We start from the raw sequence: 15460 nt of genomic DNA on the forward strand, positions 1-15460 counted from the left end.
AAAGACTACTCGGCGGCGGCTTCGGGACGCAGCGAGCGCGGCAGCGGAAAGAACTCGTTTTCTTCCGCCGCCGACACGGTCTCGACATGCAATTCAAAGCGCTCGGCGAACGCGTCCATGATCTCTTCTACTATCACTTCCGGCGCGGAGGCGCCGGCCGTGATGCCGAGGCTGCTGATGCCCTCAAATCGCGCCCAATCGATATCGCTGGCACGCTGCGCCAGCACCGCGATCGGGCAGCCCTCGCGCTCGGCGACCTCGCGCAGGCGCTGCGAGTTGGAGGAGTTCGGCGCGCCGACCACGATCAGCGCATCGACCACCGGAGCCACCTTCTTCACCGCGAGCTGGCGGTTGGTGGTGGCGTAGCAGATGTCTTCCTTGTGCGGCCCGTTGACGTTCGGGAAGCGCTCCTTGAGCAGCGCGACGATCTCGGCGGTATCGTCGATCGACAGCGTGGTCTGGGTCACAAAGGCGAGGTTGTTGGGATCCTTCGGGGTGAAGGTCTTGGCGTCCTCCGCGGTCTCGATCAGGGTCACGGCGCCCGGCGGCAACTGGCCGAGTGTGCCGACCACCTCCGGGTGGTGGGAATGCCCGATCAGGAGGATCTCCCGCCCCCGCTTGAAATGGATGGCCGCTTCCCGGTGCACCTTGGTGACCAGCGGACAGGTGGCGTCCAGCGAGAACAAATGGCGCGCCTGAGCATCCGCCGGAACCGATTTCGGAACCCCATGGGCGGAAAAAACCACCGGCGCGGTGGTATTTTCGGGGATTTCGGCCAGTTCCTCGACGAAAATCGCGCCCTTCTTCTTCAGGCCGTCCACGACGTATTTGTTGTGGACGATCTCGTGCCGGACATAAACCGGGGCGCCGTAGATCGTCAGCGCCCGTTCCACGGTGTCGATGGCCCGGACCACCCCGGCACAAAAGCCGCGTGGCGAACAAAGCACGATTCTCAGGTCAGGTTTGGCTGGCATGGAGCGATCTCGCGACCGAATCACCCCTTGCCGGCGGGCAGGGAACGGTCAGTTGGGGTAGGACTTGGGCTCGGTTTCCGGCGGTGTCAAGGCACTCTAGCAGAACCATTGCGCCACCGGTACCCGAAGGATTATATAGGGCTTAATTCCCGTCATCGCTGATGACCCCCCGGTTTCGCCTCCAAAGAGGTGGGCGAAGCACAAAGGAGATTTGCCATGAGCAACGCACCTCTGATGCCCAAGGCGACCGCCGTCTGGCTACTCGATAATACCGCGCTGACCTTCGACCAGGTCGCCGATTTCACCAAGATGCACCCGCTCGAGGTCCGCGCCATCGCCGACGGCGACGCCGCCCAGGGCATCAAGGGCATGGATCCGATCTCGACCGGCCAATTGAGCCGCGACGAGATCGAAAGGGGCGAAAGGGACCCCAACTATCGCCTCAGGCTCGGCGAGAGCAAGGTGGTGCTGCCGGCCGCCGCCAAGCGCAAGGGCCCGCGCTACACCCCGGTGTCGCGCCGCCATGAGCGGCCGAGCGCGATCCTGTGGCTGGTCCGCAACCATCCCGAACTGAAGGACGCCCAGATCATGCGGCTGGTCGGAACCACCAAGACCACGATCGCGAGCGTCCGCGACCGCACCCACTGGAATACCTCGACGCTGACCCCGATGGACCCGGTGACGCTCGGCCTGTGCTCGCAGATCGAGCTCGATTTCGAGGTGCAGCGCGCCGCCAAGGAGAAGCCCGCCACCGCCACCTATGGTGGCGCCACGCTGCTGCCCGCCTCCGAAACCACGCGGAAGGAGCCGGAGTTCGAGCCTGCCGAGAAGACGAGCGACGACCTCAACGTCGACGCCGTGTTCGCCAAGCTGAAGACGATCGGCGGCAAGAAGGCGGACGAGGAGGAGTAAGTCTCCTCCACTTCGAGCCATCGGAGATGCGAACGCGGCGGGATAACCCGTCGCGTTTTTGTTTGAGGCGATGCAGCGAGCGCCCTCAACCATCATGCCCCGCGAGTGCGGGGTATCCAGTACGCCGCAGCTTATCGGTCCGACGATTGACGTCTCTGGAATACTGGATCACCCGCTTTCGCGGGTGATTGACGGCGGATCGGCCTCACGCCTTCTTCAGGAACTCCGTGCGCAGGACCAGGCCCTTGACCTTGTCGGTGCGGCCTTCGATCTCGTCCTCGTTATCGGTGAGGTGGATGTTCTTGATCACCGTGCCGCGCTTCAAGACCGTGGACGAGCCTTTCAGCCTCAGGTCCTTGATCAGCGTGACGCTGTCGCCTTCGCCGAGCAGCGCGCCGTTTGAATCCCTAACCTTGATGTCCATGTGATGCTTTCCGCGACGCGCGCTGAGATGAGAACACTCTCTCTTAGCGCAATTCGATTTCGTCCGTCATCACATGCGGGCTCAGCATCAAGGCGGCTGGCGGCGCCGGAGCCCGGCTCCCGGCGCCGCCGCCCCCCGCGGCGTCAGAACTTGTAGACGACGCCGCCGCCCACCAGCCACGGATCGATATTGGCGCGCCCGGTGACTGGAATTGCATTGTTGACGGTTGCCGAGTAATCCGGCCGCAGCCACAGCTTCTTCACGTCGACGTTGAGGCCCCAGTGGCGGTCGAGCATGTAGTCGAAGCCGAACTGGACCGCGGCGCCGACCTGGTTGCTGATGTGCAGATCCGTCACCGCGAGGCCGCCGACCGGCGTGTTGGCCGCGGACTGGTTGAAGAACACGGTGTAGTTGATACCGGCACCGATGTACGGCTTGAACGCGCCGAGCCCGGTGAAGTGATATTGCAGGGTCAGCGTCGGCGGCAACAGCCAGGCCTTACCGATGTCGAGCCCGTTGAGCGCCCCGGTACCGCTGATGTGATGCCTGGTCGCGCCAAGGATGAGTTCGGCCGCCAAGTTCTCGGTGAAGAAATAGGTGATGTCGAGCTCCGGGATGACCTGGTCGCTGATCGAGAGCCCCGAATTCGGTGACGACAAGCCCGGAACGCCGAAGACGTTAACCGAGCTGCCGCCCGCATCCGGCAACACGCCGAGCGCGCGCAGACGGATCATCCAGGGGTTGAAGGTCTCCACCGGCGGCGGCGCTTTCGCCTTGTAGACCGGCGCCAGATCCGCAGCCTGCGCCGACATGGCAGCCCCACCGAACGCCGCCGCAACCGCGAGCAGCGACGCCGTCAAAATCGTTCTTGTCCTCATCAAATTCCCCATCGCCAAGTCTTCCATCGCCAAGTCCGCGCGGAAAGTCGCGCGTTGCCTCTCTCAGACCAGAAGCGGGGCGGTGAAGGATTTGATGCGGATCAAATCAGACGAGACATGGCGTGATTGAGTCACACCGTTGCAAAAGTATCACGGCAAACACCGATGCGATTCAGCCGTAGCGGTAACGCGCTGCCGCTCTCGTCATACTTCGCGGGCATGACAACGGAGATTCGCGAAGCACTATCCGAGCGCGATGTCTTCCGTCACCTCGTGCTTGAGTCCGACAGCGTCGATCGTCAGCGTCATTTTTGCGGTCAGCTTCTCGTTGCCTTTGAGACGGCCGGCGTCGATGCCGTCGCGTACGGCCTTTTCGATCTCGCGCTGGGAGGTGATGCCGACGCGCTTCAGGAATCGGCGCAGGCTTTCGTTGAAGACGTCTTCGTTCATGACGGTCCTCCTTGGCTCATGGCCTCACCGGATTGTTGAGCATGTCTTCGGCGAGATTGCGCTGCCGGCGGTCGGTCCTCGCTTCAGCGTTCTGCCGCTGGACGTCGCGGTCCTTGCGGCAGGCGACATATTCGGGCGAACCCTGCTGGACATTGTTGGCGCGGCAGAACGCGTCGTCATCGCCCGCAGCGTCGGCCAGCGGCGCCGATCTATGCTCGAGGCAGCCGGCGAGCAGCGGGGCGAGCAGGAACAGCGCGATATGGGCTCGAGCGAAGTAACGTCGCATAGGTGGGTTCCCTCTTTCGTCATTGCCGGGCGCCCGTCCCCGACCCGATCGGGGATGACCCGGCAATCCATCGAAAAGATGGCGGCTTCTCTGATCTTGATGGATGCCCGGGTCAAGCCCGTCATGACGATCCAACCGTCACACCCTTCCCTTCAGCGCGTCGCCGATCTCGTCAAGTACCTTGGGGTCCTCGATCGTGGCCGGCATGGTCCAGCTTTCGCCGTCGGCGATCTTCTTGATGGTGCCTCGGAGGATCTTTCCGGAGCGCGTCTTCGGCAGGCGGCCCACGGTGATCGCGAGCTTGAAGGCGGCCACGGGGCCGAGCTTTTCGCGCACCAGCGCTACGATTTCCTTCTCGATCTCGGCCGGCGGACGGCTGACGCCGGCCTTCAGCACCAGGAGGCCGCAGGGCACTTCGCCCTTGATCGCATCATTGATGCCGAGCACGGCGCATTCGGCGACATCGGGATGCGACGCCAAAATCTCTTCCATGCCGCCGGTGGAGAGCCGGTGGCCGGCGACATTGATGATGTCGTCGGTGCGGCCCATCACCCAGACATAGCCGTCCTCATCCTTGTAGCCGGCATCCGAGGTCTTGTAGTAGCCGGGGAATTCGGAGAGATAGGCTTCCTTGAAGCGCTCGTCCTGCTGCCACAGCGTCGGCAGGCAGGCGGGCGGCATCGGCAGCTTGACCACGATCGAGCCCATAGTGCCTGCGGGCACTGGCCTTGCGGCCTCATCGACCACATCGACCTGATAGCCCGGCATCGGTACCGTCGGCGAGCCGTGCTTGACCGGCAGCATGCCGAGGCCCACCGGATTGCCGGCAATGCACCAGCCGGTCTCGGTCTGCCACCAATGGTCGACCACCGGCACCTTCAATTGTGCTTCCGCCCATTCCACCGTCGGCGGATCGGCGCGCTCGCCGGCGAGGAAGAGCGTGCGGAAGTTTGCGAGATCGTATTGCCGGATGAACTTGCCTTCCGGATCCTCCTTGCGGATGGCGCGGAAGGCGGTCGGCGCCGTGAAGAACGCAACCGCCTTGTGCTCGGAGATGACCCGCCAGAACGCACCGGCATCGGGTGTGCCGACCGGCTTGCCTTCATACATGACCGAGGTCGCGCCATGGAACAGTGGGCCGTAAACGATATAGCTGTGGCCGACCACCCAGCCGATGTCGGAGCCGCACCACCAGACCTCGCCCGGCCTGACGCCATAGAGGTTGAACATCGACCATTTCAGCGCGACCAGGTGCCCGCCATTGTCGCGCACGACGCCCTTCGGGATTCCCGTCGTGCCCGAGGTGTAGAGGATGTAGAGCGGATCGGTCGCGAGCACCGGGACGCAAGGCGCGGCCTTGCCGGCATCGAGCGCGGCGCGGCGCAGACGGGCCCAGTCGTGATCGCGGCCCGCAGTGAGCTCGCAACCATGCTGCGGGCGCTGCAGGATGATGCAGCCTTGCGGCTTGGCGCTGGCAAGCTTGATCGCCTCGTCAAGCAGCGGCTTGTACTGCACGATGCGGCCGGGCTCGATTCCGCAACTTGCCGAAAAGATCAGCTTCGGCTTGGCATCATCGATGCGGCTGGCCAGCTCCTTTGCCGCAAAGCCGCCGAACACCACGCTGTGCACCGCGCCGATCCGCGCGCAGGCCAGCATCGCCACCACCGCTTCCGGCACCATCGGCATATAGAGGATGACGCGGTCGCCCTTGGTCACGCCGAAATCCTGCATGACCGCGGCGAGCGTCTGCACTTCCTTCAGAAGCTCGGCATAGGTGAATTTCGTCACGCTGCCGGTGAGCGGGGAATCGTGGATCAGTGCGACCTGCTCGGCGCGACCGCCCAGGACATGGCGATCGAGCGCGTTGTAGCAGGTGTTGACGACGGCGCCGGTGAACCAGCGTCCATAAGCGCCAAGCGAGGGATCGAAAATCTTCTTCGCGGGCTCGATCCAATCGATCTCCCGCGCCGCCTCGCTCCAGAAGCCCTCGGGATCAGCCAGCGAACGTGCATAGACCTCGTGATAGCGGCTGTCGTGAATATTCATGGCGTCCTCCCGGTCCTTCTCCCCGTCATGGCCGGGCTCGTCCCGGCCGTCCACGCGTTGCTTCCTCGCCGGGAAGGACGTGGATGCCCGGCACAAGGCCGGGCATGACGCAAGCGGCTAGTTCATCGTCTTTGACCGCATTGTCACGGAGAGCGGTCATGATTCAAGCCGAAAAGAGCGCTGCCGTTCGTGCACAAAGCGCGTTCGCGACCTCCCACCTCTCCCGCAGGGAGAGGTCGGCGCGCAGCGCCGGGTGAGGGGTTCAGGTCCCACGAGAGAGCGTAACCCCTCACCCGATTTGCTGGCGCAAATCGACCTCTCCCTATGGGAGAGGTGAAAGAGAGCTAATACCCGTCAACCCCGTTCAGCTTCTGGAGGCGCTGCTTCATCGCCTTCTGCAGGTCGTAGCCGGGACGGCCGAACTGGGCGTTGCGGCGGGCGATGAATTCGTCCTGCTCGCGCTGCAGGGCGCGGGCGGCACGCGGATTCTCCGCCTCGCGGATCGCCCTGGCATTCGCCGCAAAGATCTCGCGATCGAGATCGGCGAGTTCCGGATTGCCGCAGATGACCTTCTCCACCGCGCGGTGCGCCTTGGCACAATTGAAACTCGGCTTGCCGGCAACGGCCATCAGCGCGCCCAGGCGCTCCAATTCGAGCGCCAACGACTTGTAGTTCGCGCGCGCCGCGGCGTGATCCGGGTTCAGCTTGATCGCCGCGCCGAAATCAGCGAGCGCCTTGGGCCGGTCGCCCTTCTTGCGCCAGAGCTCGCCGCGCGCATTGAAGCTATCGGCAAGCGTCGGATCCAGCCTCAGCACCGCGTCGTAGTCGGAGATCGCGCGGTCGACCATGTCCTTGCGGGCATAGGCCTCACCACGCGCGATCAGCGCCTTGACGCGATCGGCCTTGACGGTGTTTTCATTGTCAATCAGCGCCGTGCAGAGTTCGACGGCCTTGTCGTTATCGTCAGCACCAGCAGCAGTGAGGCATGGCGCAGGATCGGCCTGCACATCCTTGAGCGGCTCTACGCCGGTTGCGAATGCATGCTGCGCAAGCGCCATGCAAAGGCTCGACGCGACGAGAGCGCGTCGGATGAAGAGCCACGGTTGCATCGATTGGTCCGGAAGGAATTCTTGATCTCGGCCCGATGGTAGCAAACGACGCATACTCCGCACAGCGGGAGATTTGTCGCGATTTCGCTCTTGCTCATGGGCTCGCAAACTGATGCTAGATTAGCCGACGTCTGCCAACGGGAATTTGACGCGTGTCAACCTTCGAATGGATCATCGTCCTGCTGCTCGTCGCCATTCCGCTGTCGGCGGTGGCGCGACGTATCAACGTGCCCTATCCGACCTTTCTTGCGATCGGCGGCGTGCTCCTGACCTTCCTGCCGTCGGGGCCATCCTGGACATTGGAACCCAGCCTCGCGCTGGCGCTGTTCGTGGCGCCTGTGCTGGTGGATGCAGCGTTCGACACCTCGCTGCGAGACCTCCGCAACAACTGGCTGCCGGTCACGATGCTGGTGCTGGCGGCGGTAGGAACCACCACCGCCGCCGTCACGCTGGTGACGCACTGGTTCAAGCCGGACATGCCATGGGCCGCGGCGATCGCGCTTGGCGCCATCGTGGCACCACCGGATGCCGCTGCCGCAGTCGCAATCCTGCGCCAGGTCAAGCTGCCCTATCGGCTCCTGAAAATCCTCGAAGGCGAGAGCCTGCTCAATGACGCCAGCGCGCTGCTGATTTATCGCATCGCCGTGGGCGCCGTGGCGATCGAGCATGCGAAGCTGCACGAATTCGCGCCCGCGGTAGCATGGGCGCTCGTCGGCAGCCTGCTCGCCGGCTTTCTCTTCGCGAGGATTTCGGCGCTGCTGACGCAACGGATCAGCTACGCGCCGAGCGCGATCATCACCCAGTTCGGCGGCACGTTCATGATCTGGATCATCGCCGAGCGGATCGGCCTTTCCGGCATTCTTACCGTCGTGGTCTTCGCCATCACGCTGGCCCGCACCGCACCGGCGCGAACTCCGGCGCGGCTGCGTGTCCCGTCCTATGCGGTGTGGGAGACCGTGGTATTCGTGCTCAACGTGCTCGCCTTCATGTTCATCGGGATGCAGCTCAAGCCGATCTGGGCCGGGCTCGACGCCTACGTGCGCATGGAATACTGCATCTTTGCCGCGAGCGTGCTGGCGGCCGTGATTCTCGCGCGCATCGCCTGGGTGATGAGCTATGGCGCCGTCTTTCGGCGACTGGTGGCATGGGGGCTATTCCACCCCTCGCGCACGGCGCCGCCGCCGACAATCAAGAGCGGCTTCGTCGTTTCCTGGTGCGGCATGCGCGGCATCGTCACGCTGGCGGCCGCCTTTGCATTGCCGGAGGATTTCCCGTATCGCGACTTGATCCTGCTGACCGCCTTTTCGGTGGTGTTTGGAACGCTGGTGATCCAGGGCTTGACCTTGCGGCCTTTGATCCTGGCGCTGCGTCTGAAGGACGACGATCCGGTGACGGCCGAGGCGGCGCGCGCACGCGCCACGGCCTTTCGCGCCGCGCTGGAGGAGATCGACGGCGATCCGTCCGAGGAGGCCGAGATCCTCAGGCTGGAATACCGCGCGCTTCTGATGCGCGCCGAGACCGATCCGAGCGGCGGCGTCACATCGAGCGAGCTTCCCGCCGATCCCTTAAGGCGCCGCGCGATCAGCGCCGCCCGGCAATCGCTCTTGACGCTGCGCGACTCCGAGGAGATCGGCGACGACGCATTTCATCTGGTCGAGGAAGAGCTCGACCGTGCCGAATTGAGCGCGGAGGCGTGATCTTGCGTCGTCCCGGCCTTGAGCCGGGACGACAATTAGCTCACCTTCAGCGTCACGCCGCCGTCGACGACGAGCTCAATGCCGGTGACGTATTTCGATTCATCCGAAGCCAGGAACAAGGCAGCGTTGGCGACGTCCCAGGCGTCGCCCATGTGGCCCATCGGCACCTGCGCGTCGCGGGCGCGCCACATCGCTTCCACGTCGCCCGCGGAATAGCTGGCGGCGAGGCCGGCGGAATGCGCCACCATCGGCGTCTTCATCAGACCGGGCAGGATCGCGTTCACCCGCACATGGTCGCGCGCGAACTGCACCGCGCTGGTGCGCGTCATCTGGTTCATCGCCGCCTTCGTGGTGGCATAGGTGACGTAGGAGATGCCGAGATGGCGGATCGAGGCGATCGAGGAGATGTTGATGATCGAGCCGCCGCCCTGCTTCTGCATCACCGGGATCACGTGCTTCATGGCAAGATAGGCGCTCTTGAGGTTGACGGCGAACACGCGGTCCCATTCCGCCTCGCTCACCTCGACCACGTTGCCCATCTCGGCGATGCCGACATTGTTGTCGAGCACGTCGATGCGGCCATACGTCTTCAGGCATGCGGCGACCATCGCCTCGACGTCGGCCGCACGTGAGACGTCCGCGGTGAACGCTGCCGCCTTGCCGCCCTCGCCGGTGATGATGCCGGCCGTCTCTTCCGCGGCGGCCGCGTTACGGTCGACGCAGAACACGCTGGCACCCTCGCGCGCAAAGGTGACGGCGGTCGCCTTACCGTTGCCCCAGCCCGGCCCGATCGAGCCGGCGCCGACCACCATCGCGATTTTGCCCTTGAGCCGATCCATTGGCTTCTCCCCTTGTTAGTGTTCGTATTGCAGCCAGGCGCCCGCGGTCAACCCAGTCCGGCTGATGTGCCCGATGCACACTCCGCATGCATCATCCGAAAGTCGCAGGCGCGATGCCCCTTGCAACGTTTGCCCCAAACCAGCATGAATGCGCCGCCCAAGACCCGGCCGTCCAGCCGGGTAGAGAGAGCGTACTGGGGGAAGCATGACCACAGAAGGCCGACCGTCAGGCAAATCGTCGTCCAATGACGAAGTCGTCGCCATCTCCGAGGAGGCGCTGCAGAAAGCGGAAACCTTCGTAGAGGCCGAGGAAGGCGCGACCAACCGCCTGATGGGATGGGCAGGACGCATTTCGACCACGATCGCGGTGGTCATGAGCCTGTTCCACCTCTATGCGGCCTACGCGATCGTTCCGACCCAGGAACTCCGCTATACCCATGTCGCCTTCACGCTGGTGCTGAGCTTCCTCTTGTTTCCGCTCGCCACGCGGTTTCGCAACCGCGTCCGCTGGTGGGACATCGTGCCGGGCATCGTTGCGGTCGCAACCATCGTCTATGCGCTGTGGGGCGGCGAGGATTTCACCGACCGCGCCACCACGCCCGACCACCTGGATGTCATCGTCGGCATTGTCTTCATCGTGCTGCTGCTCGAGGCGACGCGGCGCACCACCGGACCCATCATGCCCGTGGTGTCGCTGTTCTTCATCGCCTATGCGATGCTCGGTCCGCATCTGCCGGCGCCGTGGACCCACCGCGGCTACGACCTGTCCCGTCTGGTCGGCCATCTCTTCATCACGCTGGAAGGCATTTTCGGCGTCGCCGTCGATGTGTCGGCTACCCTGATCATCCTGTTCACGATCTACGGCGCATTCTTGCAGCAATCCGGCGCCGGGAAGTTCTTCATCGACTTCTCGCTGGCGCTGATGGGCGGCAAGCCGAACAGCGCAGGACGGACGGTCGTGCTGTCCTCGTTCCTGCTCGGCGGCCCCTCGGGTTCGGGCGTTGCCACCACCGTGATGATCGGCACTGTGGCCTATCCGATGCTGGCCAAAGCGGGTTTTGAGAAAAACGCCGCCGGCGGATTGCTGGCGGCCGGTGGCCTCGGCGCGATCCTGTCGCCGCCGGTGCTGGGAGCGGCCGCGTTCCTGATCGCCGAGTTTCTCAAGATCAGCTATCTCGACGTGATCTGGATGGCGACCATCCCGACCTGCCTCTATTACATGTCGCTGCTGTTCATGGTCGAACTGGATGCCCGCAAATTCGGCGCCAAGGACGTCAACTTCAAGCCGGAGATGACGCTCGGCCAGATGACCAAGCGCTACGGCTTTCACTTCGTCTCATTGGCCGCCGTGGTCGTGTTCATGATCATCGGCTATTCGCCGTCACTGTCGGTGTTCTACGCCGTTGTGGTCACCTTCGCGTTGAGCTTCCTGCGGAAGGAAACGGCGCTGGTGCCCACGAAGCTGGTGAAGGCGCTGGCCGACGGCTCGATCGGCGCGCTCAATGCCGCGACCACCTGTGCATGCGCCGGCATCGTCGTCGGCATCGTGACGCTGACGGGCCTCGGCCTGAAATTCTCGTCGATCGTGATCAGCTATGCCGGCGGCAGCTTACTACTGACCGCGATCTACACTTCGCTGATCGTCTGGATTATCGGTCTCGCGGTGCCGGTGACCGCCTCCTACATCATCTGCGCCGTGATCGCAGCGCCGGCGCTGATCAAGCTCGGCGTGCCCGATTACGCCGCGCACATGTTCATCTTCTATTACGCCGTGCTGTCGGAGGTGTCGCCGCCGACAGCGCTGTCGCCGTTCGCGGCTGCTGCCATCACCGGAGGCGATCCCTACCGCACGACGCTGCAATCGTGGAAATACACGCTGCCGGCCTTCCTGGTGCCGTTCGTGTTCGTGCTCGACCCGCAGGGCGTTGGCCTTCTGCTGGCGATCCCGAAGGGCGGCTCGTGGGTCGATATCCTCGAAATCACGCTCAAGGCGACCATCGGACTGCTGGCGCTCGCCGCATTTGCCCAGAACTGGGCACTGCGACAAACTACGCCGATCGAACGCGGCCTGCTTCTGCTATCCGGATTGCTATTGGTGTTTCCGAGTTTGATCGAGGCGATCGTCGAATGGATGATCGGCCGCGATATCAGCTACACCTACGTGCCAGGTCTGATCATAGGCCTCGGCGTGCTGCTGTGGCAGGCGAGAACACCGACGCCGAAGGAACCGGCGCTTACGATTTAATGAGGGAGTGACAGGATGAAGAAACTGAAAAAGACCGTGGCGATGCTGGCTGTGACGATCTCGGCCGGTCTCGCTTTTGCCGGCATCGTTCATGCGCAGCAGAAGATCATGTCGATCGGCACCGGCGGCACCGGCGGCGTCTACTATCCGCTCGGCGGCGCTATCGCCAACGTGCTCTCGAAGAATCTTCCCAATGTGCAGGCCACCGCCGAGGTCACCGGCGGCTCGGTCGACAATCTCAAGCTGATCGGCACCGGGCAGAGCGAAATGGGCTTCACCATGGCCGATGCCGCGCTCGACGCACTGCAGGGCCAGGACAAGTTCAAGAACAACAAGGTGCCGCTGCAGGCCCTCCTCGTCGTTTATCCGAACCGCATGCATGTGGTGACCGTCGAGGGCAGCGGCATCCAGACCATGGCGGACTTCAAGGGCAAGCGCGTTTCGACAGGTTCGCCCGGCAGCGCCACCGAAGTGATGGCATTCCGCGTCATCGAAGCCGCCGGCCTCGACAAGGACAAGGACATGAAGCGCGAGCGGCTCGGCGTCGCCGAATCCGTCAACGCCATCAAGGACGGCAAGATCGATGCCTTCTTCTGGGTCGGGGGCATCCCGACAGCGGCGGTGACCGACCTCGCGGCGACCCCCGGCGTCAAGATGAAGCTGATCGATCATGGCGACCTGGCCGAGAAGATGAATGCCAAATACGGCAAGCTCTACTCCGCCAGCAAGATCAAGGCAGGCTCGTATCCGGGCTACGACAAGGACAATTCCATCACCGAAGTCTGGAACCTGGTGGTCACCGGGGACAAGATGAGCAACGACGATGCCTACACGATCGTCAAGACGCTGGTGGAAAAGAAGGCCGACATCGTCGCCGTGCACAAGGAAGCCGAGAGCTTCTCGCTCGACAACCAGCGCCAGGATCGCTCCCCGATCCCGTTCCATCCGGGCGCATTGAAGTATTTCAAGGAAAAGGGCATCGGCGGCTAGCTCTTTTGTTTTGACGCGTTTTCTTCACGCGAACCGGTATCCACTTCGCTCGAAAACGCTATGACACGCCTCAACCACAATTCCTGACCACCGCCGAGCGGCGCCATCGTGCGCCGCTCGATTTTTCGGCGCCTATCCTTCCGCATCGCTCAAGGACCTCCAAATGCCTTCTTCGACCGTCGCTTCGTCAAATCTTAGCCGCCGCTCGCTGCTGCGAGGCACCGCCGCGCTTGCCGGCGCATCAATGCTGCCGCGGCTGGCGCGCGCCGCCGAATGGCCGACGCGGCCGGTCAAGCTCCTGGTGCCGTTTGCCGCCGGCGGCACCACCGACATCCTGGCCCGCGTGGTCGCGGCCAAGGTCTCCGAGGAATTCGGCCAACAGTTCATCGTCGAGAACAAGACCGGCGCCGGCGGCAATATCGCGGCCGACGCCGTCGCCAAGGCCGATCCCGACGGTTACACCTTCCTCGTGGGCACGCCCGGCACGCATGCGATCAATCCGTTCGTGTTCAGGAACATGCCGTTCGATCCGCTGAAGGATATCGCGCCGGTCATCATCATCGCGCGGGTGCCCAATCTCTGCTCGGTCACCAATTCGCTGCCGGTGAAGTCGGTCGCCGAACTGATCGACTACGCCAAGTCGAAGCGTGGCGAATTGTTCTACGGCACGCCTGGGCTCGGCAGCACCGCGCATGTCTCGACCGAGCTGTTCCGCTCGATGACCGGCGTCGAGATCACGCATGTGCCCTACAAGGGCAGCGCGCCGGCATTGACCGACCTGATCGCCGGCCGCGTGCATCTGATGATCGACAACCTCCCCGCCGCGCAGCCCTTCGCCGAAGCCGGACAGATCCGTCCGCTTGCGGTGTCCACCTCCAAGCGCTGGCCGCTGCTGCCCGATCTTCCGACGATCGCGGAGGCGGGCGTGCCCGGCTATGAGGCCGCCTCCTGGTTCACGATCGCGGCTCCTGCGAAGACGCCGAAGGAGATCATCGACCGCCTCAACGCGAGCGTCGACAAATTCCTCAAGACCGAGGACGGGATTGCACGCCTGCGCAAGCTCGGCGCCGACCCCGTCGGCGGTTCGGCCCAGGACATGCAGGCTTACGTGCTGGCGGAGACCGAGAAATGGGGCAAGGTCGCCAAATTCGCGGGCATCCAGCCGGAGTGACGACGGCATTACTCTCCCATAGCAGGGCCGGGACATCGGCCGACGGGGCGCGTCGGTCACCCGATCCAGACGACGTATAGAACCGAGCGCCAACACGCACGTCAGTTCGGCCATTGGCAAGGATCGTATTCCCTGCTTAATTTTCCCTGCGCGAAACCGGCCCGCCAGTGGCCGGCGCAACCGGGAGAAACGCCAATGCCTGCTTACCGCGCCGTCGGACTATCTTTGGGAGCCGCAGTCCTGCTCTGCAATCTCACGTTCAATCCTGCCCATGCGAAACCTTTCATGATCGTCGGGCTCGACGAGAAGGTGTTATGGGATGACGATGGAAAACCGATCCTGTCTGCGCCCGGCAAGGACCAGGTTCTCATCCTCGACCTCGCCAATCCCGAAAATCCCAAGACCGTCGCCTCACTGCCGCTGAAGAATTCGGTGGTGGGACCGCCGGTCAATCTCGACATCGACCCGACCGGCTCGATCGCTCTCGTCGCCGATTCGGTCGATGTGACCAAGGACGGCGATGCGCTGAAGCAGGTGCCGGACAACAAGGTCTATGTCATCGATCTCAAGGCCGAGCCGCCGAAGCTGGCAGCAACCGTGACCGTCGGCAAGCAGCCCTCCGGGCTCAGCATCAGTCCGGACGGCAAGATGGCGCTGGTCGCCAATCGCGGCGACAATTCCGTTAGCGTGCTCTCGATCAATGGGACCGACGTCAAGGTCACCGACACCATTGCGTTGCCCGACAGCGTCGCCCATGTGGCGTTCACGCCGGACAGCAAGCGGGCGCTCGCTGTCCGCTTCCCCGCGCACAAGGTCTCGGTGCTCGATATTGCCGGAGACAAGGTCACCTACAACAAGGTCGATCTGCCGACGGGCCAATGGCCGTACAATGTCGCGGTGACGCCGAATGGCAAACTCGCGCTGACGTCCGACAATGGCGGCGCCGGCTCATCCGACGGCAGCGTCGACACCACGAGCGTGATCGATCTCGAAGCCAATCCGCCGCGCATCATCGATCGTGTGGTGGTCGGCGACGGCCCCGAGGGCCTTGCGATTTCGCCGAAGGGAGATCTCGCTGTCGCCGCCATTTTGCGCGGCTCCAACATGAAGAACGCGTACTACTATCACAAGGACGGCAGCCTCACGGTGCTGAAGATCGACGGCAAGAAGGTGACCAAGACTCAAGACATCGAGGTCGGTGGCTTGCCCGAAGCCGTCGTGTTCACGCCGGACGGCAAGTACCTGCTGGCCGGAAATTACCTGACTCAGGATTTCTCGATCCTGAAAGTCGATGGTGGGAAGGTTAGCGACACCGGAAAACGCTTCAAGGTGCCGGGTCACCCGGCTTCGGCGCGCATGGGGCACTAGGCTGTGTGGACTCTTGGGATTCTCAAATCAGACGGAACGTGATTCAAGGCTTTCTTTTAGGAGGAAGCCTT

14 protein-coding genes are annotated in these 15460 nt (G+C 63.5%); 6 read left to right on the top strand and 8 right to left on the bottom strand.

Going from position 1 to position 15460, the window contains the following annotated elements; genetic code table 11:
- Positions 1-5 precede the first annotated feature (5 nt).
- Positions 6-974 (bottom strand): 4-hydroxy-3-methylbut-2-enyl diphosphate reductase, encoded by a 969-nt coding sequence (ispH, locus tag AC5ZG5_RS35170; protein WP_028168252.1) that lies wholly within the window; start codon positions 972-974, stop codon positions 6-8.
- A gap of 216 nt (positions 975-1190) precedes the next feature.
- Here ispH and AC5ZG5_RS35175 point away from each other — a divergent pair, with 216 nt between their 5' ends.
- Positions 1191-1886: a DUF1013 domain-containing protein gene (locus AC5ZG5_RS35175; RefSeq protein ID WP_130229704.1), complete on the top strand. Its 696-nt coding sequence runs from the start codon at positions 1191-1193 to the stop codon at positions 1884-1886.
- Between the two features lie 205 nt (positions 1887-2091).
- On the opposite strand, the gene AC5ZG5_RS35180 is transcribed toward AC5ZG5_RS35175, so the two are convergent.
- From AC5ZG5_RS35180 to AC5ZG5_RS35205, 6 genes are all read right to left on the bottom strand, one after another.
- Complete coding sequence (locus tag AC5ZG5_RS35180) at positions 2092-2310, bottom strand: alkylphosphonate utilization protein (protein ID WP_456643610.1); 219 nt, start codon at positions 2308-2310, stop codon at positions 2092-2094.
- 143 nt (positions 2311-2453) lie between these two features.
- Positions 2454-3188: an OmpW/AlkL family protein gene (locus tag AC5ZG5_RS35185; RefSeq protein WP_165435552.1), complete on the bottom strand. Its 735-nt coding sequence runs from the start codon at positions 3186-3188 to the stop codon at positions 2454-2456.
- A gap of 243 nt (positions 3189-3431) precedes the next feature.
- The gene (locus AC5ZG5_RS35190) at positions 3432-3638 is read right to left on the bottom strand and encodes a DUF6494 family protein (protein WP_130229700.1); all 207 of its coding nucleotides are present in this window, start codon (positions 3636-3638) and stop codon (positions 3432-3434) included.
- Between the two features lie 16 nt (positions 3639-3654).
- On the bottom strand, positions 3655-3924 hold the full coding sequence (locus AC5ZG5_RS35195; RefSeq protein WP_028168247.1) for a hypothetical protein: 270 nt from the start codon (positions 3922-3924) through the stop codon (positions 3655-3657).
- Between the two features lie 138 nt (positions 3925-4062).
- Positions 4063-5970 carry a propionyl-CoA synthetase gene (locus AC5ZG5_RS35200; protein ID WP_456643611.1) on the bottom strand — a complete coding sequence of 636 codons (1908 nt, stop codon included), beginning with the start codon at positions 5968-5970 and terminating at the stop codon, positions 4063-4065.
- A 344-nt stretch (positions 5971-6314) separates the two neighbouring features.
- Positions 6315-7028 carry a tetratricopeptide repeat protein gene (locus AC5ZG5_RS35205; RefSeq protein WP_456643612.1) on the bottom strand — a complete coding sequence of 238 codons (714 nt, stop codon included), beginning with the start codon at positions 7026-7028 and terminating at the stop codon, positions 6315-6317.
- Positions 7029-7231: 203 nt separating this feature from the next.
- Between AC5ZG5_RS35205 and AC5ZG5_RS35210 the strand changes: the two genes are divergently transcribed.
- Complete coding sequence (locus AC5ZG5_RS35210; protein WP_456643613.1) at positions 7232-8776, top strand: cation:proton antiporter; 1545 nt, start codon at positions 7232-7234, stop codon at positions 8774-8776.
- A 35-nt stretch (positions 8777-8811) separates the two neighbouring features.
- Here AC5ZG5_RS35210 and AC5ZG5_RS35215 read toward each other — a convergent pair whose 3' ends face one another.
- Entirely contained in the window at positions 8812-9615 is an 804-nt protein-coding gene (locus AC5ZG5_RS35215) for an SDR family NAD(P)-dependent oxidoreductase (RefSeq protein ID WP_456643614.1), read from the bottom strand.
- 205 nt (positions 9616-9820) lie between these two features.
- On the opposite strand from AC5ZG5_RS35215, the gene AC5ZG5_RS35220 reads away from it, so the two are divergent.
- The 4 genes from AC5ZG5_RS35220 (at position 9821) to AC5ZG5_RS35235 (ending at position 15389) form a co-directional block, all read left to right on the top strand.
- Entirely contained in the window at positions 9821-11860 is a 2040-nt protein-coding gene (locus tag AC5ZG5_RS35220) for a TRAP transporter permease (RefSeq protein ID WP_130229696.1), read from the top strand.
- A gap of 15 nt (positions 11861-11875) precedes the next feature.
- Positions 11876-12850, top strand: coding sequence for a TAXI family TRAP transporter solute-binding subunit (locus AC5ZG5_RS35225; RefSeq protein ID WP_456643615.1), 975 nt, complete (start codon positions 11876-11878; stop codon positions 12848-12850).
- 163 nt (positions 12851-13013) lie between these two features.
- Complete coding sequence (locus AC5ZG5_RS35230; protein ID WP_456643616.1) at positions 13014-14021, top strand: Bug family tripartite tricarboxylate transporter substrate binding protein; 1008 nt, start codon at positions 13014-13016, stop codon at positions 14019-14021.
- A 195-nt stretch (positions 14022-14216) separates the two neighbouring features.
- Entirely contained in the window at positions 14217-15389 is a 1173-nt protein-coding gene (locus AC5ZG5_RS35235) for a beta-propeller fold lactonase family protein (protein WP_456643617.1), read from the top strand.
- The last annotated feature ends 71 nt before the right edge of the window (positions 15390-15460 follow it).

The sequence above is a fragment of the Bradyrhizobium sp. Ses1 genome, assembly GCF_059512365.1.